The 23,501-nt window shown below is 71.5% G+C and carries 21 protein-coding genes; 5 read left to right on the forward strand and 16 right to left on the reverse strand.

Annotated elements, in window-relative coordinates; all coding sequences use genetic code 11:
* Nucleotides 1-468: 468 nt before the first annotated feature.
* The 8 genes from B7K25_RS08160 to B7K25_RS08195 all read right to left on the reverse strand — a co-directional run bounded on the left by B7K25_RS08160 (nt 469) and on the right by B7K25_RS08195 (nt 9,942).
* Nucleotides 469-1,752, reverse strand: coding sequence for a sugar ABC transporter permease (locus B7K25_RS08160; RefSeq protein ID WP_084105301.1), 1,284 nt, complete (start codon nt 1,750-1,752; stop codon nt 469-471).
* The gene (locus tag B7K25_RS08165) at nt 1,749-2,498 is read right to left on the reverse strand and encodes an ATP-binding cassette domain-containing protein (protein WP_084105303.1); all 750 of its coding nucleotides are present in this window, start codon (nt 2,496-2,498) and stop codon (nt 1,749-1,751) included. Before B7K25_RS08165 ends, B7K25_RS08160 begins: the two co-directional genes overlap by 4 nt.
* Nucleotides 2,499-2,598: 100 nt before the next feature.
* Nucleotides 2,599-3,645, reverse strand: coding sequence for a sugar ABC transporter substrate-binding protein (locus tag B7K25_RS08170; RefSeq protein ID WP_234988137.1), 1,047 nt, complete (start codon nt 3,643-3,645; stop codon nt 2,599-2,601).
* 211 nt (nt 3,646-3,856) lie between these two features.
* Entirely contained in the window at nt 3,857-4,972 is a 1,116-nt protein-coding gene (proB, locus tag B7K25_RS08175; RefSeq protein ID WP_084105307.1) for a glutamate 5-kinase, read from the reverse strand.
* Between the two features lie 54 nt (nt 4,973-5,026).
* On the reverse strand, nt 5,027-6,550 hold the full coding sequence (gene obgE, locus B7K25_RS08180; RefSeq protein ID WP_084105309.1) for a GTPase ObgE: 1,524 nt from the start codon (nt 6,548-6,550) through the stop codon (nt 5,027-5,029).
* Between the two features lie 93 nt (nt 6,551-6,643).
* Nucleotides 6,644-6,898: a 50S ribosomal protein L27 gene (gene rpmA, locus B7K25_RS08185; protein ID WP_084105310.1), complete on the reverse strand. Its 255-nt coding sequence runs from the start codon at nt 6,896-6,898 to the stop codon at nt 6,644-6,646.
* A 14-nt stretch (nt 6,899-6,912) separates the two neighbouring features.
* Entirely contained in the window at nt 6,913-7,221 is a 309-nt protein-coding gene (gene rplU, locus B7K25_RS08190; RefSeq protein ID WP_084105311.1) for a 50S ribosomal protein L21, read from the reverse strand.
* Between the two features lie 138 nt (nt 7,222-7,359).
* Nucleotides 7,360-9,942, reverse strand: coding sequence for an Rne/Rng family ribonuclease (locus B7K25_RS08195; RefSeq protein WP_234988138.1), 2,583 nt, complete (start codon nt 9,940-9,942; stop codon nt 7,360-7,362).
* 420 nt (nt 9,943-10,362) lie between these two features.
* Between B7K25_RS08195 and B7K25_RS08200 the strand changes: the two genes are divergently transcribed.
* Genes B7K25_RS08200 through B7K25_RS08220 form a run of 5 tightly spaced genes read left to right on the forward strand, consistent with a single transcriptional unit; the run spans nt 10,363 to nt 17,736 of the window.
* Nucleotides 10,363-11,832, forward strand: coding sequence for a cytochrome ubiquinol oxidase subunit I (locus B7K25_RS08200; protein ID WP_084105315.1), 1,470 nt, complete (start codon nt 10,363-10,365; stop codon nt 11,830-11,832).
* A gap of 9 nt (nt 11,833-11,841) precedes the next feature.
* Nucleotides 11,842-12,888, forward strand: a complete 1,047-nt coding sequence (gene cydB / locus B7K25_RS08205) for a cytochrome d ubiquinol oxidase subunit II (protein ID WP_084105317.1) — start codon at nt 11,842-11,844, stop codon at nt 12,886-12,888.
* Between the two features lie 3 nt (nt 12,889-12,891).
* A complete protein-coding gene (locus B7K25_RS08210) occupies nt 12,892-14,478 on the forward strand; it encodes an ABC transporter ATP-binding protein/permease (protein ID WP_084105319.1) in 1,587 nt (528 codons plus the stop codon).
* Nucleotides 14,475-16,133: a thiol reductant ABC exporter subunit CydC gene (gene cydC, locus B7K25_RS08215; RefSeq protein ID WP_084105321.1), complete on the forward strand. Its 1,659-nt coding sequence runs from the start codon at nt 14,475-14,477 to the stop codon at nt 16,131-16,133. Before B7K25_RS08210 ends, cydC begins: the two co-directional genes overlap by 4 nt.
* Nucleotides 16,126-17,736, forward strand: a complete 1,611-nt coding sequence (locus tag B7K25_RS08220; protein ID WP_084105323.1) for a GAF domain-containing protein — start codon at nt 16,126-16,128, stop codon at nt 17,734-17,736. The genes cydC and B7K25_RS08220 overlap by 8 nt, the downstream gene beginning before the upstream one ends.
* Before the next feature lie 7 nt (nt 17,737-17,743).
* On the opposite strand, the gene B7K25_RS08225 is transcribed toward B7K25_RS08220, so the two are convergent.
* The 8 genes from B7K25_RS08225 to B7K25_RS08260 form a co-directional block, all read right to left on the reverse strand.
* On the reverse strand, nt 17,744-18,361 hold the full coding sequence (locus B7K25_RS08225) for a response regulator transcription factor (protein ID WP_234988139.1): 618 nt from the start codon (nt 18,359-18,361) through the stop codon (nt 17,744-17,746).
* A gap of 35 nt (nt 18,362-18,396) precedes the next feature.
* The gene (gene mutM / locus B7K25_RS08230; RefSeq protein ID WP_084105325.1) at nt 18,397-19,320 is read right to left on the reverse strand and encodes a bifunctional DNA-formamidopyrimidine glycosylase/DNA-(apurinic or apyrimidinic site) lyase; all 924 of its coding nucleotides are present in this window, start codon (nt 19,318-19,320) and stop codon (nt 18,397-18,399) included.
* Nucleotides 19,321-19,329: 9 nt separating this feature from the next.
* Nucleotides 19,330-20,040 (reverse strand): ribonuclease III, encoded by a 711-nt coding sequence (gene rnc / locus B7K25_RS08235; protein ID WP_084105327.1) that lies wholly within the window; start codon nt 20,038-20,040, stop codon nt 19,330-19,332.
* 29 nt (nt 20,041-20,069) lie between these two features.
* Nucleotides 20,070-20,264 carry a 50S ribosomal protein L32 gene (gene rpmF, locus B7K25_RS08240; RefSeq protein ID WP_084105329.1) on the reverse strand — a complete coding sequence of 65 codons (195 nt, stop codon included), beginning with the start codon at nt 20,262-20,264 and terminating at the stop codon, nt 20,070-20,072.
* 2 nt (nt 20,265-20,266) lie between these two features.
* Entirely contained in the window at nt 20,267-20,644 is a 378-nt protein-coding gene (locus B7K25_RS08245; RefSeq protein ID WP_371328296.1) for a DUF177 domain-containing protein, read from the reverse strand.
* A gap of 307 nt (nt 20,645-20,951) precedes the next feature.
* The gene (gene coaD, locus B7K25_RS08250) at nt 20,952-21,440 is read right to left on the reverse strand and encodes a pantetheine-phosphate adenylyltransferase (RefSeq protein WP_084105333.1); all 489 of its coding nucleotides are present in this window, start codon (nt 21,438-21,440) and stop codon (nt 20,952-20,954) included.
* 227 nt (nt 21,441-21,667) lie between these two features.
* Entirely contained in the window at nt 21,668-22,216 is a 549-nt protein-coding gene (gene rsmD / locus B7K25_RS08255; protein ID WP_084105335.1) for a 16S rRNA (guanine(966)-N(2))-methyltransferase RsmD, read from the reverse strand.
* The gene (locus tag B7K25_RS08260; protein WP_084105337.1) at nt 22,213-23,460 is read right to left on the reverse strand and encodes an AGE family epimerase/isomerase; all 1,248 of its coding nucleotides are present in this window, start codon (nt 23,458-23,460) and stop codon (nt 22,213-22,215) included. The genes rsmD and B7K25_RS08260 overlap by 4 nt, the downstream gene beginning before the upstream one ends.
* Nucleotides 23,461-23,501 lie beyond the last annotated feature (41 nt).

The raw sequence follows: 23,501 nt of genomic DNA on the forward strand, positions 1-23,501 counted from the left end.
GGGGAAGAACACTTAGCGCCCGGATGGTGCGTGGCTGTCGACTTTCGGAGTGCGGCGTCTCACGATGGTGGTTCAGTGTCGCTAGGCGGCGGGACCGCTACGCGCAGCTGGGCCCGCCTCATCCGCGTACGGCGCCGCGTCGCAACGGGTCGAGGCGTGCCATCGCGACTCGACGGGGCTGATGACGGGCCATCGATCAAGGAGCGGCGGTCGTAGGCGACCGGCGCCGACGCGGCGTGCAGTGCGCCACGGACCCTCAGCCTCCATCACATGCCGGGCCGCTAGCGAAACCGACGACCAGCCACCAACCCGCCGCTCGGATGCGCGACCGCCCTCTCTCGACGCTCAGCCACCATCAGGTGACGCGAGACGTCCAGAACCGTCAGCGACGCACCATCTGAACGCTAAGGCGAGAGAAAGCGATCTGCGCGCGGGGACATCTGCGCGCGGGGTCATGTGCGCTGGGGATCAGGCGTTCGTCGAGCCTCCGCTCCTTCGCCGTGCGAGCGCGTCGACCGTCGCCGCGAGGATGAGCACGCCGCCCGACACCGCGAGCGTCGCTCCCGCCGAGAACCCCAGCAGGCCGAGGCCGTTCTCGATGGTCGCGATCACGAACGCACCGACCGCGGCATGCATGAGGCGCCCGCGGCCGCCGAAGAGGCTGACGCCACCCACGACTGCGGCGGCGACGCCCGACAGCACGATCTCGCGACCGGTCGACGCGTCCGCGGATCCGACGCGGGAGACGTAAAGCAGACCCGCGAGGACCGCGAGCGAGGAGCAGACCACGAACGCCGCCCACTTGACCGCTGTGACGTTGACGCCGGAGCGTCGTGCCGCCTCGCGGTTGCCGCCGATCGCGTAGATGTACCGACCGAACTTGGTCCGGTCGAGCACGAACGTCCCGATCAGACCGATGATGAGCACCACGGGGACCACGATCGGCACTCCCATGATCGCCTGCGCCGCGCGACCACGGTCGAGGCTCATGAACGCGACGAATCCCGCACCGAGGATCGCGATGGTGCCGAGCTTGAGGAGCATGATCGACACAGCAGGATTGGGCGCCCCGGAACGCGCGCGTCGCCAGCGGTCCCACACGGCGACGAGGACGAGGAGTCCGACGAGGCCGGCGAGCATCGCCCAGCCCGCCCACACGGGCATGTTCGAGTTCTGGATCGCCTTGATCGGCTCCGGGATGAGTCGGTACGTGCCGCCCGCACCGATGATGATGAGGATCACGCCCTGGAGGCCAAGGAACAGTCCTAGCGTGACCACGAACGATGGCACACCTATCTTGGCGACGAAGAAGCCGATGGTCGCACCCACCGCGAAGCCGATGCCCATCGCCAGCGCGAGGCCTACGGGCCACGACAGCCCGTCGGGTTGCGTGTACTTCACGAACACCGCCATCGCGACGCCGAACGTGACGCCTGCGGACAGGTCGATTTCCCCGAGCAGCAGCACGAACACGAGCGCCATGCCCAGGACCACGAGCGGGGCTGCTTGGGTCAGCAGGTTCGCCATGTTGCGCGGCGTGAGGAACGCGCTGTGCGCCGCGCCGAAGATGATGAACAGGACGAGCAGACCGCCGATCGCCGGCAAGGCGCCCATCTCGCCGCCGCGCAGCCGGCGCAGGTACGAGCGGGCATGCTCGAACACGCCCTGTTCCACGCCGCTGCCCAGAAGGCTCTGCGCCTCGGGACTCGTGCCGGCGGGCTCGACCACGGAGCTCTGCGGGTTCGCGCTCATGCCGCCGCCCCCCTGGTCTTGGTGCCGGTGATGTAGCCGACGACCTCGTCCGGATCGGTCTCCGCCGCGCGCACCCGAGCCGTCATGGTGCCGAGGTACAGCACGGCGATGTCGTCCGCGACCTGGAAGACGTCCTGAAGGTTGTGGGAGATGATGATGACCGCCACACCCGAGTCGGCGAGGCGGCGCACGAGGCTCAGCACCTGTGCGGTCTGGGCGACGCCGAGAGCCGCGGTGGGCTCATCGAGGATGACCACCTTCGCCTGCTTGACCACCGACCTGGCGATCGCGACCGTCTGGCGTTGTCCTCCGGACAGCGAGGCGACCTTCTGGCGCAGCGACTTCACGGTCTTGACGGACAGCGACTGGAGCGCGGCTGCCGCCTCGACCTCCATCCGACCCTCGTCGAACGTGCCCTGCGCCATCTCCTCGCGCCCCAGGAACATGTTCTGAACGATGTCGAGGTTGTCGCACAGCGCGAGGTCCTGGTAGACGACCTCGATGCCGTACCGAGCGGCCTCGCGCGGGTGATGGAGGTGCACAGGCTCGCCGTCGAAGAGCACGACCCCGCCGTCGTACGGCTGCACGCCTGCGAGGCCCTTGATGAGCGTGGACTTGCCGGCGCCGTTGTCGCCGACCAGGGCCGTGACGCGGCCCGCGTGGGCCTCGAAGTCGATGCCCTTGAGCACGTCCACGGGACCAAAGCTCTTGGTGACCTGCTTGAGTTCGATGATCGGCTGGTTCACGCCGGGTGTCTCCTTTGACGCTCGGGGGGGATGAGGGACGCCGAGGAGGGTTCCGCGCCGAGGCTCGGCGCGGAACCCTCCCCCTGATGGCGTGAGCGGGCTACTCGCCCGCCGACAGACCGACCTCGTCGCAGGCTGCCGCGACGTCGCCGGAGCAGATCTCGTCGTACGACGCGTTGCCGTCGTCGATGACCTGCTGCACCTCGCTCGGTCCGACCAGGATCGGGTCGACGGCGATGAACGGCGTGCCGTCGACCTCCATGCCGGGATCCTCAGGCGTCTCGCCATTCAGGAGCTGGATCGCCAGCTCCGACGCGGCCTCGGCCTCGACCTGGAAGGGCTTGTAGACCGTCGCGGTCTGCTTGCCGAGCAGCACGTTCTGCAGACCGGCCACCGAGGCGTCCTGTCCGGAGACCGGAACCGTGAGGCCGTTCTTGTCGAGGATGGTGATGACACCCGCGGCGTTCGTGTCGTTCGCGGCCCAGACCGCGTCGACCTCTCCGCCGAGGTCCGTCAGCGCCTGCTCGAAGACCGTCGCCGAGTGCTCGCCGTCCCACAGGCCCGGGGGCTCGGCGGCCGCGGTGATGCCCGCGCCCTCCATCACCGAGGTGGCCCCCTCGTAGAACATCGCGGCGTTGCCGTCGGCGGGGTCGCCGCCGATGTACACGACCACAGCCTCGGCCGGGTCGACGCCGTTGGCCTCGAGCCCGTCCAGCACGGCCTGACCCTCGAGCTCGCCCACGCGGACGTTGTCGAAGGACACGTAGTAGTCCGCGCCAGCGATCGGCCGGTCGTAGGCGATGACCGGGATGCCCTCGGCCTGGGCGTTCTCCATGACGGAGACCGCGGCGCCCTGCAGGTCGACCAGCAGCATCACGTCGCAACCCTGGGTGAGCTGCTGCTCCGCGATGGTCGCGTACTGGCCGGTGTCGCCCTCGGCGTTCTGGATGTCGACCTGGAAGCCGGCATCGGTGATCGCGGCCTCGAGGGCGGGTCGGTCACCGTTCTCCCAGCGCGGCGAGGATGCCGCGTCCGGGAGGATCACGCAGGCGCGGGCGTCGCTGTCGCCGCCGCCACCGCCGCTGTCGCTCGAGCAGCCCGCGATCGCCACCGCCGCGAGCCCGGTCGTCGCGACCAGTGCTGTCAATGAGTTCTTCCTCACATCACACCTCTCTGTGTCATGGAGGACCTCCCCCGGCCACTCGTCATTGAGTGACGTCTGTCACAGTAGCGATGTCGACCGCCCTCGCCTAGGGGCAGGCGCGCCGAATCGCATACGATTCGGTCACAATTTGATCAAGGCGTGAACAATTGAATCGCAACGATTCGCGCGAGATGGGACGTTCGCGACGTCCGACCTACATCACCACGAGGTCGTCGATGTGGATGAGCTCGCGGGCGAAGGCCTCGCCCAGGGACTCCCCCAGCACCTCGGTGCTGAGCCCCTGCATCTGGCGCGCCTCGTCGGCGGAGAAGCCGGCGAACCCGCGCGCGACGAGCGCGCCGTCCGGGCCGAGCAGGTCGACGGGCTCACCCGACTCGAACGACCCGCGAACCTCCGTCACGCCGGCCGCGAGCAGCGACGCGCGTCGACCGCGCAGCGCACGCGCCGCGCCCTCGTCGACCACGATCGCGCCGCGCGTGCGCGCGGCGTGCGCGAGCCACTGCAGGCGCGTGGTGTCGCGCTTGCCCGTCGGGTGGAACAGCGTTCCCACGGAGTCGCCCGCGACGGCGGAGGCCGCGTCCGCGCTCGACGCGAGCACCACCGGGATGCCCGAGGTCGTCGCGATCGACGCCGCCTCCAGCTTCGTGATCATCCCGCCGGTGCCGAGGTGGCTGCCGCGCCGGGAAACGTCGACGCCCACGAGGTCCTCGGGGCCGTGCACCTCGACGATGCGCGCGGCGCTGGGCGTGCCCGGCGCCGCCGTGTAGAGGCCGTCGACGTCCGTGAGCAGGACGAGCGCATCGGCGTGCGCGACGGTCGCGACGAGAGCCGCGAGGCGGTCGTTGTCCCCGAAGCGGATCTCGTCGGTGGCGACGGCATCGTTCTCGTTGACGATGGGCAGCACGCCGAGGTCGAGCAGCCGGTTGAACGCGCGCTGCGCGTTGCCGTAGTGGGACCGACGCACCATGTCGTCAGCCGTCAGCAGCACCTGGCCGACGGCGATCTCGTGGCGGGCGAACGCCCCGGAGTACGCCGCGACGAGCGCTCCCTGGCCGACCGACGCCGCCGCCTGGGCGGTGGCCAGGTCCTTCGGCCGGGTCGGCAGGCCCATGGGGCCGATGCCGGCGGCGATGGCTCCCGACGTCACGAGGATCACCTGACGACCACCGGCACGCAGCCCCGCGAGCACGTCCACGAGGCGCTCCACGGCGGCGAGGCTCAGGTGGCCGGCGCCGTCGGTGAGCGAGGACGAGCCCACCTTCACCACGACGCGACGCGCGGACGCGATCGCCTCCCTCGTGCCGGTCACAGAGCCTCCCGCTCGGTCGTGGTGTGCATCATGCCAGTGCGCGCGAGGCGCGGGTCACTCGTCGGCGTTCGGGTCCGTCCAGTGGCCGGCGTTGCGCTCGGTCCACAGCTCCTCGCGGGCCGCGGCCTTGGCGTCCATGCGCTCCTTGTGATCCGCGCGCTTCTCGGCGCGGGTCGCGCGCCCGGACCGCTCGTGCTCCTCGATGCGCAGGTCGGAGCCGCGCGAACCGAGCAGCTCGGCGCCGGTCGCCATGGTGGGCTCCCAGTCGAAGATGACGCCGCCCTCGCGGGGACCGATCACCACCTCGGAGCCCGGCACCGCGCCCGCGCGGAACAGCTGGTCCTCGACGCCGGCCTTGGCCAGGCGGTCGGCGAGGAAGCCGACGGCCTCGTCGTTGGCGAAGTTCGTCTGGCGCACCCAGCGCTCGACCTTGACGCCGCGCACCTGGTAGTAGTCCTCGGCGCCGTCGCGCACGTGGGTCACCGTGAAGCCGGAGTCGTCGACCGCCTTGGGGCGGATGATGATGGGCGCCTTCTCGAGCTCGGGCTCGGCGGCGCGGTGCTCGGCGACCATCGACGCGAGCGCGAACGACAGCTCGCGCAGCCCCTCGTGGCTGACGGCGCTGACCTCGAAGATCGGCATGCCCGTGGCCGCGAGCTCCTCGCGCACCATCTCCGCGAGCTCGCGGCCGTCCGGCACGTCGACCTTGTTGAGGACGATGATCTGCGGGCGCTCGGCGAGCGGAACGCCGCTGATGGCCTCGTCGCCGGTGTAGGCGCGCAGCTCGCCAGCGATGACCTCGAGGTCGCGGATCGGGTCGCGGTCCGACTCGAGGGTCGCCGTGTCGAGAACGTGCGCGATCACGGAGCAGCGCTCGATGTGGCGCAGGAAGTCGTGGCCGAGGCCCTTGCCCTCGGAGGCGCCCGCGATGAGGCCGGGCACGTCCGCCATCGTGAAGCGCGACCCGCCCGCCTCGACCACTCCGAGGTTGGGCACGAGCGTCGTGAAGGGGTAGTCGGCGATCTTGGGCCGCACCTTGCTCATCGCGGCGATGAGCGACGACTTGCCGGCGCTGGGGTAGCCCACGAGCGCGACGTCGGCGATCGACTTGAGCTCGAGGACGACCGTCGCCTCCTCGCCGGGCTCACCAAGCAGCGCGAAGCCCGGCGCCTTGCGCTTGGTGGTCGCGAGCGCCGCGTTGCCCAGGCCGCCGCGGCCGCCGGCAGCGGCGACGAACTCCGCGCCGTCGCCCACGAGGTCAGCGAGGACCTCGCCGTCCTTCGACTTGACGATGGTGCCGCTCGGGACGCCGAGGCGCAGATCGGCAGCGTTCGCGCCGTGGCGGTGGTCGCCGGCGCCCTGCGATCCGTTGGGGGCGTTGCGGTGGGGGCTGTGGTGGTAGTCCAGGAGCGTCGTGACCTGCGGGTCGACGACGAGCACCACGGATCCACCGCGGCCGCCGTTGCCGCCGTCAGGCCCGCCGAGGGGCTTGAACTTCTCGCGGTGGACGGAGGCCACGCCGTGGCCGCCGTTGCCGCCGGTCACGTGCAGCGTGACGCGGTCGACGAACGTCGCCATGATGCCTCCTCGAAGGGACCTTGCCCAGGATAGACGTCAGGGGCGCCACCGCATCGGCGACGCCCCTGACGAGAAAGACTGTGTGTGCGGCTCTTAGCCCGCTGCCACCACGTCGACGACGTTGCGGCCACGACGGCGACCGAACTGCACGGTGCCCGCCTCGAGGGCGAACAGGGTGTCGTCCTTGCCGCGGCCGACGTTCTGGCCGGGGTGGTGGTGGGTGCCGCGCTGGCGGACGATGATCTCGCCGGCCGACACGACCTCGCCACCGAAGCGCTTCACGCCCAGGTACTGGGGGTTCGAGTCACGACCGTTGCGCGAGGAGCTCGCGCCCTTCTTGTGTGCCATGAGTGTGTCCTCGCTTACTTGATGCCCGTGACCTTCAGGCGCGTGAGCTCCTGACGGTGGCCGATGCGCTTGCGGTAGCCGGTCTTGTTCTTGTACTTCAGGATGTCGATCTTGGGGCCGCGCTCGTCGCGAACGACCTCCGCGGTCACCTTGACCTTCGACAGCGCCTTGGCGTCCGACGTGACCTTCTCGCCGTCGACCAGGAGCACGGGGGTCAGCTCGACGGAGTCACCCGCCGCTGCCTTGAGACGGTCGACGACGATGACATCGCCCTCGGAGACCTTCTCCTGGCGGCCACCGGCCTTCACAATCGCGTACACCATGAATCTGAATCCTCTACGTCTGGATGGTTTCCTGCCGCTGCCGCATGGGGCGCAGGCAGGACCGTGGCGCTCGCGCGCCGACGTACAAATGTACCTGCTCGCCCCCGTCCCGGTCAAACCGGGCGCGCGGGTCGCGGACTAGCTCTGAGGCTTGTCCTCGTCGGGGTTCGACCCCTCGGTGGGCTCCGCCTCGGACGGCTGCTCCGACCCCTCGGCAGCCGGCTCCTGCGCGACGGCCGGGGCCGCCTCGTCGGACGACGGTGCGTCGGCCTCGACAGCGGCCTCAGCAGGGGCCGGCTCGGCCCCCTCCGACGCCTGCGCTGCGGGTGCTTCAGTCGCGGGCGACTCAGCGGCCGGGGCCGACCGGTCAGGCAGCACGATCTGCGGCTCGGACGCGGTCACATCGGCCGATGCGCCCTCGGGGGCGTCCTCGTCGTGGTGGTGCGCCTTCTCCGCGGCCGCTGCGATCGACGCGAGGGTGGCCTTCACCGCCGCGCGCGCCTCCTCGCGGTCGTCGAGCGCGTGCGTCTCGCCCTTGGGCTGCGTGTGCACGTGGTCGTCCTGAGGCTTCTTCGCGGGAGCGCCCCCGCCATTGCCGCCACCGCCGCCGTTGCCGCCACTGGCGTTGCCGGACTGCCCGCCGCGGCCGCCACGGCCGCTGCGGCGACGCTCGGGCTGCTTCTCGCTGGCCTCGGCCACGGGCTCGCCGTGCACGAGGAAGCCGCGGCCCTTGCAGTGCTCGCAGGTCTCGGAGAAGGCCTCGACGAGGCCCTGGCCCACGCGCTTGCGCGTCATCTGGACCAGGCCCAGCGACGTGACCTCGGCGACCTGGTGCTTGGTGCGGTCGCGACCGAGGCACTCGATGAGGCGGCGCAGGACACGGTCGCGGTTGGCCTCGAGCAGCATGTCGACGAAGTCGATGACGATGATGCCGCCGATGTCGCGCAGGCGCAGCTGGCGCACGATCTCCTCGGCCGCCTCGAGGTTGTTGAGCGTCATCGTCTCCTCGAGCGTGCCGCCCTTGCCGACGAACTTGCCGGTGTTGACGTCGATGACGGTCATCGCCTCGGTGCGGTCGATGACGAGCGAGCCACCGGAGGGCAGCCAGACCTTGCGGTCCATGCCCTTGGTGAGCATCTCGTCGACGCGGTGCTCGGCGAACACGTCGCCGTCGCCGGCGAACTTGTGGAGCCGCGGCATGAGGTCGGGGGCGACCTGGCCGACGTACGCGCTCAGCGAGTTCCAGGTGTCGTCGCCCTGGATGGTGAGCGACTCGAAGTCCTCGTTGAAGATGTCGCGGACCACGCGGATGGCCATGTCGGGCTCGCCGCGCAGCAGCTTGGGGGCCTTGCCGGTCTTGGCCTCGGCCTCGATGCCCTCCCACTGGCGCTTGAGGCGGTCCACGTCGGCGCGCAGCTCCTCCTCCGAGGCGCCCTCGGCGGCGGTGCGCACGATGACGCCGGCGTCCGCGGGGATGACCTCGCGAAGCAGCTTCTTCAGGCGCGCGCGCTCGGTGTCGGGAAGCTTGCGGCTGATGCCGGTGACGCCGCCGCCAGGAACGTAGACCAGGAAGCGGCCGGCGAGCGAGATCTGCGAGGTGACGCGCGCGCCCTTGTGTCCGATGGGGTCCTTGGTGACCTGGACCATGACGGTGTCGCCGGGCTTGAGCGCGAGCTCGATGCGGCGCGGCTTGCCCTCGAGCCCCGCGGCGTCCCAGTTCACCTCGCCGGCGTACAGCACGGCGTTGCGGCCGCGGCCGACGTCGACGAACGCGGCCTCCATGCCGGGCAGCACGTTCTGCACGCGGCCCAGGTACACGTTGCCGGCCATCGACTGCTGCGCCTGGTGAGACACGTAGTGCTCGACGAGGACGTCGTCCTCGAGCACGGCGATCTGGACGCGGTGGTCCTTCTCGCGCACGACCATGTCGCGCTTGACGGCCTCACGGCGCGCAAGGAACTCGGCCTCGGAGATCACGGGGCGGCGGCGCTGGCCGTCGCGGGACTCGCGGCGGCGCTGGCGCTTGGCCTGCAGGCGCGTGGAGCCCTGGAGCTGGTCGTCGGAACCGCCGGATCCGCCGGACGAACCGCCCGAGCCGGAGCCGGAGCGGGAGCCGCGGCGGCGTCGCCGGCGGCGCGAGCCGCCCTCGCCGTCGCCGGCCTCGTCGTCCTGGTCGCCCTGCTTGCCCCCGCCGGACTCGCCGTCGGCGTCCTGACTCGAGGGCGCATCGGCGCTCTGGCCGTCCTGACCGTCGCCGCTGGCGTCGCCCTCGGGCTTCTTCTTTCCCCGTCCACGGCCGCCGCGGCGGCGACGACGCTTGGGGCCGTCGCCGGACTCGCCGTCGCCGGAGCCTGGGCCATCGGAGTCGGCCGATGCGCTCGCCGGCTTCTCGTCCGACGTCGCCTGGGGCTCGTCCTTGGCTGCGGCGCCATCGGCCTTGTCAGCCTTCGCGCCCTTGGAGCCCTTCGAGCCCTTCGCCGAGCCGCCCTTGCCGGAGCCGCCCTTCGCCGAGCCGGCATCGCTCGCCTTCTTGCGCGAGCGCTGCGGCTTGTCCTCGGCCGTCGCCTTGTCGGCGGCGGGCGTGTCACCCTGCGCGGCGGCGGGCTTCGACGACGCGGGCGGACCCGCGGGAGCCGAGGCGCGGCGCGGCTGCGCGGGCTCGGGCGCCTGGAAGATCACGGCGGTGGTGGGAGTGTCTGTGGTGGTCTTGTCCTCGCTCAACGCGGGTACCTCGGGACGACGCGGCCCACACACCGCATCGACGCTCTCTCGTCGTTCGTGATCAGCGATCTGCTGCCACGGAAGTCTTCAGGTCGCGGCGGACAGCGGCGCCTGCTCTGGAGCGCCTATCCCCGATGTCTCCGCCTGCCGGCTGTAGCCCGGCGGGACCAGGACGGGACTGGCTGCTACGCAGTCGCTGCGTCTGTCGCGCGGTTGGCACCCGGTGTGGCTGGGTGCGACCTGCCCACCATTGTGACACACGGCGCGCGCGACGCCGTGGAGCTGGCCCGTCCGGCGATTCGGAACGCCTGGAAGAACGCCCCTCCTGGGACCAAGGTCCCGATGCGCGACCCCCGGCTCACCAGGTAGGTTGACCCCAAGAAGAATGTCCCGCTTCTGCACTTGGGAGAGAGTCCTCAGATGGAAGTCATCGACCTGGCACGGTGGCAGTTCGGCATCACCACCGTCTACCACTTCATCCTCGTCCCCCTCACGATCGGGCTCTCGACGCTCGTCGCGATACTCCAGACCGCGTGGGTGCGCACGGGCAAGGACAAGTACCTCAGGCTCACGAAGTTCTACGGCAAGCTGCTGCTGATCAACTTCGCGCTCGGCGTCGCCACCGGCATCGTCCAGGAGTTCCAGTTCGGCATGAACTGGTCCGAGTACTCACGCTTCGTCGGGGACGTCTTCGGCGCCCCGCTCGCGATGGAGGCGCTCGCCGCGTTCTTCCTCGAGTCCACGTTCTTGGGCCTGTGGATCTTCGGCTGGGATCGTCTTCCCAAGAAGGTGCACCTCGCGACCGTGTGGGCCTTCGCCATCGGCTCGATGCTGTCCGCGTACTTCATCATCGCGGCCAACTCGTGGATGCAGCACCCCGTGGGCGCTGAGTACAACCCCGAGACGGGCCGCGCCGAGATGACCGACATCTGGGCGGTGCTCACGAACAACACGACGCTCGTCGCGTTCCCGCACGTCATCGCGACAGCCTTCCTCGTCGCGGGAACCTTCGTCGCCGGCATCGCCGTGTACTGGATGGTGCGGCACTCGCGCCAGGACAAGGACCACGCCGACCTCCCGATGTACCGCACCGCGGCGCGCTTCGGCGCCGTCGTGATGCTGCTCGCCGGCGTCGGCGTCATCATCACGGGCGACGAGCAGGCCAAGCTCATGTTCGAGCAGCAGCCCCTCAAGATGGCCGCCGCGGAGGCGCTGTGCGAGACCGAGCAGCCCGCCGGGTTCTCGGTGCTCGCGATCGGCGACATGGGCACCACCGACTGCAACGAGGTCAACAACATCATCGTGGTGCCGAACCTGCTGTCGTTCCTCGCGACAGGCACCTGGGACGGCGAGGTCACCGGCCTCAACCAGCTGCAGCCCGAGTACGCGGAGCGCTACGGCGCCGTGGACGAGAACGGCGACGAGATCGTCTACCAGCCCAACCTCGTCGTGACCTACTGGTCGTTCCGCCTCATGATCGGCCTCGCGGCGTTCTCCGCGGCGCTGTGCGTCGCGATCTTCTGGTTCACGCGCAAGAACCGGGTGATCACGCAAGGGTGGCTCGGCAAGCTCGCCGTCATCTCCCTGCCCATGCCGTTCCTGGCGGCGAGCTTCGGGTGGATCTTCACGGAGATGGGCCGTCAGCCGTTCGTCGTCGCGCCCAACCCCACGGGCTCTGACCAGGTGATGCTGATGACCCTGTTCGGCGTGTCCGAGGCGACGTCCGTGGGCGAGGTCGCGACCTCGCTCGCCGTCTTCACCGTCGTCTACGCGATCCTCGGCGTGTTCTGGTTCCGCCTCATGCACCGCTACGCGGTCGAGGGAGCGCCCCACGCGACCTACGAGGAACCGACAGACGATGCCGACCGACCGATGTCGTTCGCGTACTAGGAGCCGACCATGGATCTCGATCTGCCCCTCGTCTGGTTCATCCTCATCGCCATCCTGTGGACCGGCTACCTGGTCCTCGAAGGGTTCGACTTCGGCGTCGCCATGCTCATGGAGAAGGTGGGCAAGGGCGACCGCGGGCGCCGCGTCGCGCTGAACACCATCGGCCCCGTCTGGGACGGCAACGAGGTGTGGCTGCTGACCGCAGGCGGCGCGACCTTCGCCGCCTTCCCCCACTGGTACGCGACGCTGTTCTCGGGCTTCTACCTGCCGCTGCTGCTCATCCTGCTCGCGCTCATCGTGCGCGCCGTGGCGATCGAGTACCGCGGCAAGATCAACGACGACTCGTGGCGCAGGCGCTGGGACTGGGTCATCATGGGCTCCGCCTGGATCCCGTCGATCCTGTGGGGCGTGGCGTTCGCGAACATCGTCCGCGGGGTGCCCATCGACGAGACCATGACCTACACGGGCGGCTTCTTCAACCTGCTCAACCCGTACGCGCTGCTCGGCGGCGCGACGACGCTCGTGCTGTTCCTGTCGCACGGAGCGATCTTCCTGTCGCTCAAGACCGACGGCGAGGTGCGGGAGCGCGCCGAGGCGGTGGCCCGCACGATGGCGCCCATCGCGCTGGTGGTCGCGGCGGCGTTCGCGATCTGGACCCAGCTCGCCTACTCCGTGCCGTGGACCTGGGCCGCAGTCGCCGTCGCCGCGGTCGGCCTCGTGGTCGCCCTCGGTGCAGGACGCGCCCGCCGGTACGGCTGGGCGTTCGCGGGCAACGCCGTGGCGATCGCCGCCGCGGTGGTGCTGATCTTCGGCTCGCTGTACCCGGACGTCATGCCGTCCAGCACGGACCCGGCGTACTCGCTCACGGTGGACAACGCCTCGTCGACGGACTACACGCTCACCGTCATGACGTGGGTCGCGGTGATCTTCACGCCGATCGTGCTGATCTACCAGAGCTGGACGTACTGGGTGTTCCGCCGCCGCCTGTCGGCGGACAACATCCCCGAGCACAGCTCGCTTACGTTCCTGCCCAAGAAGTCGAAGGCCAAGCAGTAGGGCGTGCGACCGCTCGACCCCCGGCTGATCGCGCGCATCGGCCCTGCGCGCCGCTACGTCATCGTGACGGCCGCGCTCGGCCTCGCGACCGCTGTCGCCATCGGCTTGCAGGCCTTCGTCATCGCGCGTGTGATCGGGCCGGTGCTGGCGCCGGCGCCCCTCACCGAGGACGGGCTGGGATGGCTCGGCTCGCTCGTGCCGGTCGCGGCGCGCGACCTCTCCGTCGCGATCGCCTGGCTCGCGGTGATCGTCGGGGCAAGGGTCGCCATCACGTGGCTCCAGGAGCGCCTCGCGCATCGCGCCGGCGTCGATGTGGTCGCGGAGCTGCGCGGACGCGTCGTCGAGCACGCGGCGCGGCTCGGGCCGCGCTGGGCGGCGTCGGGTGACGGCGCGAAGGTCACGACCACCGCGACACGCGGTCTCGACGGCCTGCTCCCCTACTTCGTGCGCTACCTCCCGCAGCTGCTGCTCGCATGCACGGTCACACCGCTCATGCTCACGGTGGTGCTCGGCCTCGACTGGATCTCGGCGGCCATCATCGCGGCGACGGTGCCCCTGGTGCCGCTGTTCATGGTGCTCATCGGCCTCCTCACCCGCGAGCGCTCCGCGCGCCACCTCGACGCCATGGAGAGGCTCGCCGCACGCACCCTGGACCTCATCGCCGGCCTGCCGACGCTGCGCGCGCTCGGGCGCCACGTGGGTCCGGCGAGGCGCGTCCGCGAGCTCGGCGACGCCCAGCGGCGGGCGACCATGGGCTCGCTGCGCATCGCGTTCCTGTCCGGCATGGTCCTCGAGCTGCTCACGACGCTCGCAGTCGCTCTGGTCGCGGTCACGCTGGGCTTCCGCCTCCTCTACGGCGAGGTGAGCGTGGAGACCGCGCTGGCCGTGCTGGTCCTCGCGCCGGAGGTCTACCTGCCGGTGCGCAACGTCGGCACCCACTTCCACGCGTCCGCCGACGGCCTCGCCGCAGCGGACGCCGCGTTCGCCGTGCTCGAGACCGAGCCGGTGGTCGTCGGCGGGAGCGCCGATGCGCCCGACCTCGCGGGCGCGTCCCTCGAGGTCGACGGTATCGCCGTGGCCACGCCCGACGGGATGAGGAACGCGCCAGCTGACCTCACGTTCGAGGCGCGTCCGGGTACCATCACCGCGCTGGTCGGCCCCAACGGCGACGGCAAGTCGACCGCTCTGCTCGTCCTCATGGGCCTGATGGCCGCAGACTCCGGGCGCGTCAGGGCAAGGCTCGCCGACGGCGGCGTCGCCGCGCTCGACGACGTCGACTCGCTCGGCTGGTCGCGACAGTTCGCCTGGGTGCCTCAGCGTCCGGACCTCGGTGTCGCGGGCCGCACGCTGAGCCTCGGTCAGCGCGAGCGCGTGGCCCTCACGCGCGCCCTCGAGTCCGACCGGCCGGTGCTCGTGCTCGACGAGCCCACGGCCCACCTCGATCACGCGGCTCGCGCCGAGATCGTCGCCGCCGCACGGGCGGCGGCCCAGGCGGGGCGCACCGTCATCGTGGCGACGCACGAGCCGGAGCTCGTCGAGGCGGCCGATGCGGTCGTCACGGTCGCAGCCCCACGCGAGGTCGCGCCGTGACCGGCGCGACCGCCGCCACGCGGGGCGCGTTGCGACGAGCGTTGCGCCACGCCGACGTGAGCCGCGGCAGGGCCGCGGTGGCCGTGTGGTGGGGCACGGCGGCCATCGGCTCGGCCGTCGGGCTCGCCGCCGTCGCCGCATGGCTGATCGCCCGCGCGGCCGGGATGCCGTCCCCCGCCGACCTCGCGATCGCGGCCGTCGTCGTGCGGTTCTTCGGCATCGGGCGCGGCCTGTTCCGCTACCTCGAACGCCTCTCCTCCCACGACATCGCGCTGCGCGGCGTCGTCACCCTGCGCGTCCGCGTGTACGAGCGCCTCGCCGCCGGCCACCCGTCGCGCGTGCTGACCCTCAGCCGCGGCCAGGTGCTCGCGCGCCTCGGCGCGGACATCGACGCCGTCGGGGACGCCGTCGTGCGGGGGCTCCTGCCGTGCGCGGTCGCCGTCACCGTGTCCGGCATCGCCATCGCGATCTCCGCGGCGCTCGTGCCCGCCGCGGGTGCGGCGCTGGCCGCGTGCCTGCTCGTCGCCGGCCTCGGCGCCGCCGCGCTGACGCTGCGCTCGGCACGCGCAGCCGCCGGCATGGGGGTGGAGGCCGATGCGCGCATCGCCGAGCGCGCTCTCGCCGCCATCGAGTCGGCCCCCGAGCACCGCGTGTGGGGCACCCAGGACGGTTCCCTGGCCGGACTTGCGGAGGCGGAGGTCGAGGGTCGCGCGGCGCACGAGGCTGCGGCGCGACCCGCGGCGCTGGCGAGCGCCGTCCAGACGCTCGCGGCGGGCGCGGCGCTCATCGCATCCATCGCGATCGCGGTGACCCAGGCGAACGCCGGGCTCATCGGCCCGACGACGGCCGCCGTCGTCGCGCTGCTCCCTCTCGCCGCGTTCGAAGCCGTGGGCGCGATCCCCGCGGCCGTCATGCAGCTCGCGCGCTCGAGCGCCGCGGCCGCGCGCATCGACGAGCTGGCCCCGACGAAGGCGACAGGAACGCCCGAGGCGGCGACCGCATCGGCCCCCACCCAGGCACGGCCGGTCACTCTCGAGGCACGTGACCTGTCGGCCGCATGGCCCGCCATGACGCCCACGACGCCGGTCTCGTTCACCGTCGCCCCGGGCGAGGTGGTCGCCGTCGTCGGCGCGAGCGGGATCGGCAAGACCACCCTGCTCGCGACGCTCGCGGGCGTGCTCGCCCCGCACGCCGGCGAGGCACTCCTGGACGGCCGGCCGGCGTCCGTCGAGGACCTGGGGCCGTCGGTCGCCGTCACGTCCGAGGACGCCCACCTGTTCGGCACCAGCGTCATCGAGAACCTCCGCGTCGCGCGCGGCGACGTCGACGAGGACGAGGCGGCGCGCGCCCTCGCCGCGGTGGGGCTGTCGTCGTGGCTCGACGCGCTGCCGGATGGCCTCGACACCCTGGTGGGCTCGGGCGGAGGCACGGTGTCGGGCGGCGAGCGGCGACGCCTGCTGCTCGCACGAGCCTCGCTCGCGCCGCAGCCCGTCCAGCTCATCGACGAGCCGGGAGAGCACCTCGACGCCGCCGGACGGGAGGCCCTGCGCGCGGTGCTCGACGGGATGCGCCAGCGAGGCCGTAGCGTGGTGATCGTGACGCACGACCTGTCCCTCCTCGACGCTGCGGACCGCACGGTGAGCCTCGATGCCTGACGCCCTGACCCGCGAGCGAGCGCTCGCCGAGGCGATCATCAGCCTCAACTCCGCGCTCGACCTGCCGGCGATCCTTGACGCGTTCCTCGAGGCCGCCACGGACCTCACCGGAGCCCGCTACGCCGCGATCAACGTGCTCGACTCGCACGGACGTTCACAGTCGTTCCACGCCCGCGGGATGGATGCCGCAGTCCTCGAGCGCATCGGCCGGCCGCCGGAGCCCGTCGGCGTGCTCGGCGAGATCCCCGTCGAGGGCACGCTCGCCGTGCACGACGTGCTCACCCACCCCGCGCGCACCGGCCTGCCCGAGGGCCATCCGCCGCTCACCACGTTCCTCGGCACCTCGCTGCGCGTGGGCGGCCGGGTGTTCGGCCAGCTCTACCTTGCGAACAAAGCCGAGGACTTCAGCGACGAGGACCGCCGCGACGTGCGCGCGCTCGCCGCCGCAGCGTCCGTCGCGATCGACCACGCACAGCTCTACGACCTGGCGCTGGCGCGGGAGCGCTGGCTCGCCGCGGCGCACGCGATCACCGCCCACCTGCTCGCGGACGACGACCCCGAGGAGGGGCTGCAGGCCATCATCGACACCGCGCTCGAGCTGTCCGGCGCGAGCGCCGCCGCCCTCGTGCTCCCCGGCGTCGACGACGCGTGGGTGATGGAGGTCACCGCCGGCGATGGCGCCGCGCAGCTCCTGGGACTCGAGCTGCCGCCGGAGGGCACCGGCGTGGGCGTCATCCGCTCCGGCGAGGGACTGATCGCACCCGAGCCGCCTGGCGCAGCGGTGCTCGAGGCGATCACCAGCTACGGCCCGAGCCTCTACGCCCCCCTCGTGACCCAGGGCCGTGCCGTGGGACTGCTGATGCTGTGGCGCGAGCGCGGCGGCGTCGAGTTCGAGTCCTCCGACCTGTCCGTGGCTCAGCGCTTCGCGAGCCAGGCCGCGGTCGCGCTGTCGATGTCGGAGCTGAGCCACGTGCGCTCGGTGTCGGCGCTGCTCGAGGAGCGCGCACGGCTCGCCGACGACCTTCACGACTTCGTCTCGCAGGAGCTGTTCGCCACGGCGATGCAGATCGAGGCCATCGCCGAGGAGGTCCCAGACGAGACGGCCACACGCCTGCGGTCGACCCTCGAGCACGTGAAGCGCGCGCAGCACGAGGTGCGGGGCGTCATGAGCTCGCTCGCGGGACAGCGCAGCACCGAGCCGATCGCGGAGCGACTGCGGCGAGAGCTCATGATCGCGCGCGGGTCGCTGGGCTTCGAGCCGGCCGTCACCGCGGAGTGGCCCGACCTCGCCGATGCGGTCGCCGGGGACTCGTCGCTCGCGGACGACCTCATCGCGGTCGCTCGGGAGCTGATCTCGAACGTCGCGCGCCACGCCGATGCGTCCGCCGTGCGCATCGTCCTGACCGCCGACGACGGACGGGTGGAGGTGCGCGTCGAGGACGACGGCATCGGGCCGTCGGGGGCGACCCAGCGTCACTCGGGGACGTCGAACCTGGCGAATCGCGCCCTGCGCCGCAACGGCACGTTCAGCCTGGTCGAGCGGTGGCCCGAGCGAGAGCGCCCTGGCTGCATCGCCGTCTGGAACGTCGAGGCGGCGCGCTGAGCGACGGCTAGCCGCGGAAGGACTGCGCCTTGCGCTGCGTCGCCCAGGCGACCACCTGGGTGCGGCGCTGGAGGCCCATCTTCGCCAGGATGCTCGTCACGTGGTTCTTCACCGTCTTCTCGGCGATCCCGAGGGAGTCCGCGATCTCCTTGTTGGACTTGCCCTCGCCGACGGCCTTGACGATCTTGCGCTCTGTGGGCGTGAGCGCCGCGATCGCGTCGTCCTCGTGGACGTCGATGTGCTGACCGTGCTCGCGGCCGCTCGCCGCGTCCTTCACGGCCTTCAGCACCTCTGCGGAGCTCGCAGTCTTGGCGACGAAGGCGTCCGCGCCCGCGGCACGCGCCGCGGCCTTCGCGTCGTCGTCGTCGTAGCTCGTGAGCACCACGATGTGGGTGTCGGGGTGGTGGGCGCGGACGTGGGCGATCACATCGAGGCCGGTGCCGTCCGGCAGACGCAGGTCGGACAGCAGCACGTCGGGACGCACGGCGTCGACCCTGCGGATGGCCTGGGCGACGTTCGCGGCCTCGGCCACGACCTCCACCCCGTCGGCACGGTCGAGGACGTCGCAGATCCCGCGACGCACGACCTCGTGGTCGTCCAGCACCAGCACTCGCACATCAGGCATACGAGGCATCGTATCCCTCCGGGTGCACCGCTTCGTCAGGCTCGCGGGGCGTAACGTCGTTGACAGGTGGCGCACCAGTGAGAGGCACGGCCGCCGATGCTGGCTCGCCTCAGGGGGCGGCCGCACCGCCGGCACGCCTCGCCTCCTCGGCCGTAGGCCTCGAGCGACCGTGAGAAGTAGCCGGACTCGCCGTTGACGTTGACGTAGAGCGCGTCGAAGCTCGTACCGCCCTGCGCGAGCGCGCGGGACATCACCTCGCGGCTGGCGTCGACGAGCGAGCGCGCCTGCGACGGGCTCACCGCGTGCGCCGGACGTTCCGGGTGCACGCGAGCGACCCACAGCGCCTCGTCGGCGTAGATGTTGCCGATGCCCGACACGAGGGTCTGGTCGAGCAGCACCTGCTTGATCCCGCGAGCGCCGCGCCTCCAGGCGCGAGCGGCGGCGACGGGGTCGAGGTGCGGGTCGAGCGCGTCTCGGCCGATGTGCGCGACCGAGCCCGGCACGGCGGCGAGCGCCGAGCCCTCTCCCCCGGCGAGCGCATCGGCCGTCTCGACGAGCGGCTCGACGTGCAGGTAGCCGAACGTGCGCTGGTCGAGGAAGTCGAGCGTCAGGGGCGAACCGTCGCGCTCGAGGGTGAGGCGCGCGCGACAGTGCGGGTGCGGATCAGGCGCATCGGCGCCCTCGTGGACGCGGAACTGACCCGACATGCCCAGGTGCGCGGACAGCGCCTCGGCGGGGGCGTCGTCGTCGGCGTGGAGCAGCGGAAGCCACAGGAACTTCCCGCGCCTGACCACGGAGGCGATCCGCGCATCGGCCGTCATGGCGGCGAACTGCGGCGGTCCGCCCGGCAGCAGCCGCACGCAGGAGTCGCGCCGCACCTCGGCGGCGACGATCCGTGAGCCCGCGACGAGGGAGGCGAGGCCCGCGCGAACGGTCTCGACCTCGGGGAGCTCGGGCATGGGGGCCCGTCAGTCGGCGCTGACCGACTGCGCGATGATCGCGGCGTAGGCCGCCTCGGCGGCCTCCTGCTCGGCAAGCTTCTTCGCCGTTCCCGTGCCGGTGCCGAGCACGCGTCCGTCCACCATCACCGTGGCGGTGAAGGTGCGGGCGTGGTCGGGTCCGGTGCCCTCGGCGGAGTAGACGGGCGCGCCGAGGCCGTGCTCGGCGCACACCTCCTGCAGCGACGTCTTCCAGTCGAGCGCGACTCCGGAGCTGGCGGCCGCGACGAGCGTCGGGCCCACCAGTCGCAGGATCACGTCGCGGGCGACGTCGATCCCGTGGGTGAGGTACACGGCGCCGAAGACGGCCTCGAGCGCGTCGCACAGGATCGAGTCCTTGTCGGCGCCGCCCGTCGCGGTCTCGCCCTTGCCCAGCAGGATGCAGGGCCCGAGCTCGATCTCGCGCGCGACCTGCGCGAGCGCGCGCTGCGACACCGAGGCGGCGCGCATCTTGGCGAGCTCGCCCTCCGGGAGGTCGGGGTGATCCCGGTACAGGCGGTCGGTGACGACCACGCCGAGCACCGAGTCCCCCAGGAACTCCAGGCGCTCGTTGGTGGGGATGCCGCCCGCCTCGTAGGCGAACGACCGGTGGGTCAGGGCAAGCACCAGTAGCTCGGGGTCGACGACGACCCCGAGCCGGTGTGCCAGAGCGTCGGCCGCGGCCTGCCCTGGGATGCTCATCTGCTCACCTCGCGCACGTGGCGCGGGTCTCAGCCCTCGTGCTCGGTGCGAACAGCCTCGGCGTACTGACGACCGTTGTAGGCGCCGCACGACGGGCACGCGGTGTGCGCAAGCTTCTCAGCCTTGCACGCCGGGCACGTGGTGAGGTTCGCAGCGGTGGTCTTCCACTGGGAGCGGCGGGCACGCGTGTTCGAACGCGACATCTTGCGCTTGGGAACTGCCACGGCTAACTCTCTTTCTCTTCTATCAAGCTCTGGAGTGCCGACCACCTCGGGTCGATCACGTCGTGGGCGTGGTCGGGATCGTCCGCGAGCCGCGCGCCACACTGGTCGCACAGGCCCGGGCAATCCGGCCGGCACAGCGGGGTGAACGGCAACTGTGTCGCCACCGCGTCCCGCACCACCTCCTCGAGGTCGATGGTCTCCCCATCGAACTCGAAGACGTCCTCTGGCTCCTCGTCCTCGTCGTCGACCTTGGGGTCGTCGAGCGTGAACAGTCCCTGGACCGGGGCCGCGACCTGCTGTCGCACCTCGTCCAGGCATCGTCCGCACTCGCCGACGGCCTCAGCCGTGACGGTTCCGGAGACCCAGATGCCGTCGGACACGGACTCGAGACTCACGTCGAGGCTCACCTCCGCGCCCTGCGGCACACCGATCACGTCGGTGCCGAGGACCGCGGGGGCCGGAAAGACCTCGCTCACCATCTTCTGCGTGCCGGGACGGCGCGCGATATCCCTCGCGGGAATGTGAAACGGTGAGGGAGCGGGACGCTGCGACATTCGCGACTCCCATCCTTCCGGTCCTCCTGGACCTCAGCCCGTGCTCGATCGGCAGGACCGACGAACTACTTTACGCGATGAACCGCCCTGTTCTCAACCTGACGTCCGCCGCGCGGCGGCACACCTGCGGCCGCTACGCACCAGTGTCGCGCACGAGAGCCTTCGCGACCGCATCGGCCACCCCGTCGGGGACGTACGCCGAGATGTCGCCGCCGTGGCGGGCGACGTCGCGCACGAGCGAGGAGGCCACATGGCTGAGCGCGTTGTCGCCGGTGATGAACACCGTCTCGACGCCCGTGAGCGAGCGGTTCATGAGGGCCATCGGGCGCTCGTAGTCGTAGTCCGCTCCCCCGCGCAGGCCCTTGACGATCGCACCGGCGCCGCGCCGCACGCAGAAGTCGACGAGCAGCCCGTCCACGAACTCGACGCTCACGCCGTCGAGGTCGCTCGTCGCGGCGCGCGCGAGGGCGACGCGCTCGTCCACGCTCAGCAGCGGGGCCTTGGTCGAGTTGTGCGCGACGGCGACGATCACCTCGTCGAACAGCGCACGCGCCCGGCGAGCGATGTCGAGGTGGCCCAGCGTCACGGGGTCGAAGGTGCCCGGCAGGACGGCGACGGTCATGGCTCGACGCTACCGGAGCCGCCCGGCGCGCGTCGCGAGCGTCGCTCATCCACCATCAGGAAACGCGGGGTGCGTGAAACCGACGACTACGCACCATTGCCGCGCTCAGATGGGGATCCTGCCGCCTGAGCGTCCCGAAGGTGGCTCAGCGTCGGATCTGCGTGCCCCGCGTCGTGCGATGGTGGCTCAGCGTCGGACTTACGCGTCGCGCGTCACGCGATGGTGGCTCAGCGTCGCTCGGCCCAGTGCAGGCGAGTCTCGCCGTAGTCCTTGGACCGCACCGCCTCGATGTCCGCCGGCCAGGGCGCGTCCCCGGCGCGCGAGGACCACTCGAGCACCACAGGAGCCCCCGAGGCGAGCCGCGGGGCGAGGGCTTCGAGCACCGCCGCCAAGTCGTCGCGCGCGATGTCGTACGGCGGGTCGAGGAACGCGAGGTCCCAGACCTTCGTCGCTCGCCCGAGCCCGCTCAGAGCCTTCTCGCGCACCAGCCGCGCGCGCGGCCCGAGGCCGAGGTCGCGGATGTTGCCCTGGAGCACGCGTGCGGCGGCGCTCGCCGACTCGACGAACGTCGCGTGCTCCGCGCCGCGGCTGAGTGCCTCGAGCCCCAGGGCGCCGGAGCCCGCGTACACGTCGACCACGCGTGCTCCGCGCAGCGCGTCCTCGTGGTCGAGCCGGGAGAACAGCGCCTCGCGCACGCGATCCGTCGTGGGCCGTGTCCCACGCGGCGGCACCGCGATGCGCCGGCCGCCGAGGTCGCCGGCGATGATGCGTGTCACGCCGCCACTCTACGCATGACCTCGAGACACGAGCGGCCGTTGTGGTACGGGCACTTCCACGGGCCGATGCGGCAGCTGCCCTCGGCCTCGACCATGGGCCTGCGGTCGCGGTCGAGCTGGGCCCACCACTCGCCGCCGGCGTGATCGACGATGTGCCTGTCGAGGAACTCCCACGCGTTGAGCGCCGCGGCGAGGTCAGCGTCGCGCCCGCCGATCTGGAACGCGTTGAGCCACCCCACGACGCCCTCTGCCTGGGGCCACCAGTGCTTCTCAGGGTTCGTGACGCCGTCGGGGTCGCCCTCGTACATCACGGAGCCGTCGGCGTCGACGCCGTGCGCCCTCACGGCCTCAGCGAGCGCCAGGGCCGCGTGGCGCGTGCGTCGCTCCAGCTCGGGCGTCGCTGCGCCGGCGCGCTCGAGCGCCTCGTAGGCCTCCCACAGCAGCCAGCTGCCCTCGATGTCGTGGCCGTAGCTGATGGTGTCGACCTGGGAGGTCCAGGCAGCGTCGAAGAACAGCGCGCTGAACGCCCACGGCTCGTGGTGCACGATGTGCGTCAGGCTCGCGTCGAGCAGCGCGGCGAGCGCCTCCGCGACGCGAGCGTCTCCGCTGACGTCGAGCAGCGTCGAGTACGCCTCGAGCACATGCAGGTTGGTGTTCATCGACTTGGGCACGTTCATGTCGCGGTCTGACAGCGCCATGTCGTCGAGCGCGCTCCAGTCGCGGGCATGGGCCTCCCAGTACCCGCCGAGCTCACGGTCGCGCGCGTACTCCTCGAGGAGCGCGAAGAGGTCGAGCGCTCGCGTGAGCGCGGCGTCGTCAGCGGCCGCGCGCGCATAGGCCGCGAGCCCGTAGATCGTGAACGCCTGGGCGTACACCTGCTTGCGGTCCGCCACGACACGACGATCGGCGTCGAGCGCCCACACCACTCCCCCGTGCTCGTCGTCCCAGAACGGGCCCGTCACGAGCGCGTGCGCGGTCCTCGCCACGGCGAGCCAGCGCTGGGACTCACCGCCCGCATCGGCCCGCGCGGCCTCGGCGAACGTCCACAGGATGCGCGAGGCGAGCACCGCGTGGCGCGGGGCTTCGACGTCGACCGTGAGGTCGTCGCGCACGGTGCCCGCGAGCCAGCCGTCGCCGTCGAACGCGCGCTCCTCCCAGAACGGCAACACGTCGTCCACGAGCTCGCGCTCGGCGCGCGCGCGGAGGTCGGACAGGGCCGGGGTGGGGTCGAGCGCGTGGGGCATGCGCTCACGCTACCGCCGCACCGACCGCGCGCGCGAAACGT

Source organism: Demequina sp. NBRC 110056, assembly GCF_002090155.1.
Taxonomy (GTDB): domain Bacteria; phylum Actinomycetota; class Actinomycetes; order Actinomycetales; family Demequinaceae; genus Demequina.

Coding starts and splice junctions, on each gene's coding strand:
- B7K25_RS08160 (WP_084105301.1), bottom strand. CDS start 1,752: ATGAGCGCGAACCCGCAGAGCTCCGTGGTCGAGCCCGCCGGCACGAGT.
- obgE (WP_084105309.1), bottom strand. CDS start 6,550: ATGGCGACGTTCGTCGACCGCGTCACGCTGCACGTGACCGGCGGCAAC.
- rpmA (WP_084105310.1), bottom strand. CDS start 6,898: ATGGCACACAAGAAGGGCGCGAGCTCCTCGCGCAACGGTCGTGACTCG.
- rplU (WP_084105311.1), bottom strand. CDS start 7,221: ATGGTGTACGCGATTGTGAAGGCCGGTGGCCGCCAGGAGAAGGTCTCC.
- B7K25_RS08200 (WP_084105315.1), top strand. CDS start 10,363: ATGGAAGTCATCGACCTGGCACGGTGGCAGTTCGGCATCACCACCGTC.
- cydB (WP_084105317.1), top strand. CDS start 11,842: ATGGATCTCGATCTGCCCCTCGTCTGGTTCATCCTCATCGCCATCCTG.
- B7K25_RS08220 (WP_084105323.1), top strand. CDS start 16,126: ATGCCTGACGCCCTGACCCGCGAGCGAGCGCTCGCCGAGGCGATCATC.
- B7K25_RS08225 (WP_234988139.1), bottom strand. CDS start 18,361: ATGCCTGATGTGCGAGTGCTGGTGCTGGACGACCACGAGGTCGTGCGT.
- mutM (WP_084105325.1), bottom strand. CDS start 19,320: ATGCCCGAGCTCCCCGAGGTCGAGACCGTTCGCGCGGGCCTCGCCTCC.
- rnc (WP_084105327.1), bottom strand. CDS start 20,040: ATGAGCATCCCAGGGCAGGCCGCGGCCGACGCTCTGGCACACCGGCTC.
- coaD (WP_084105333.1), bottom strand. CDS start 21,440: ATGACCGTCGCCGTCCTGCCGGGCACCTTCGACCCCGTGACGCTGGGC.
- B7K25_RS08260 (WP_084105337.1), bottom strand. CDS start 23,460: ATGCCCCACGCGCTCGACCCCACCCCGGCCCTGTCCGACCTCCGCGCG.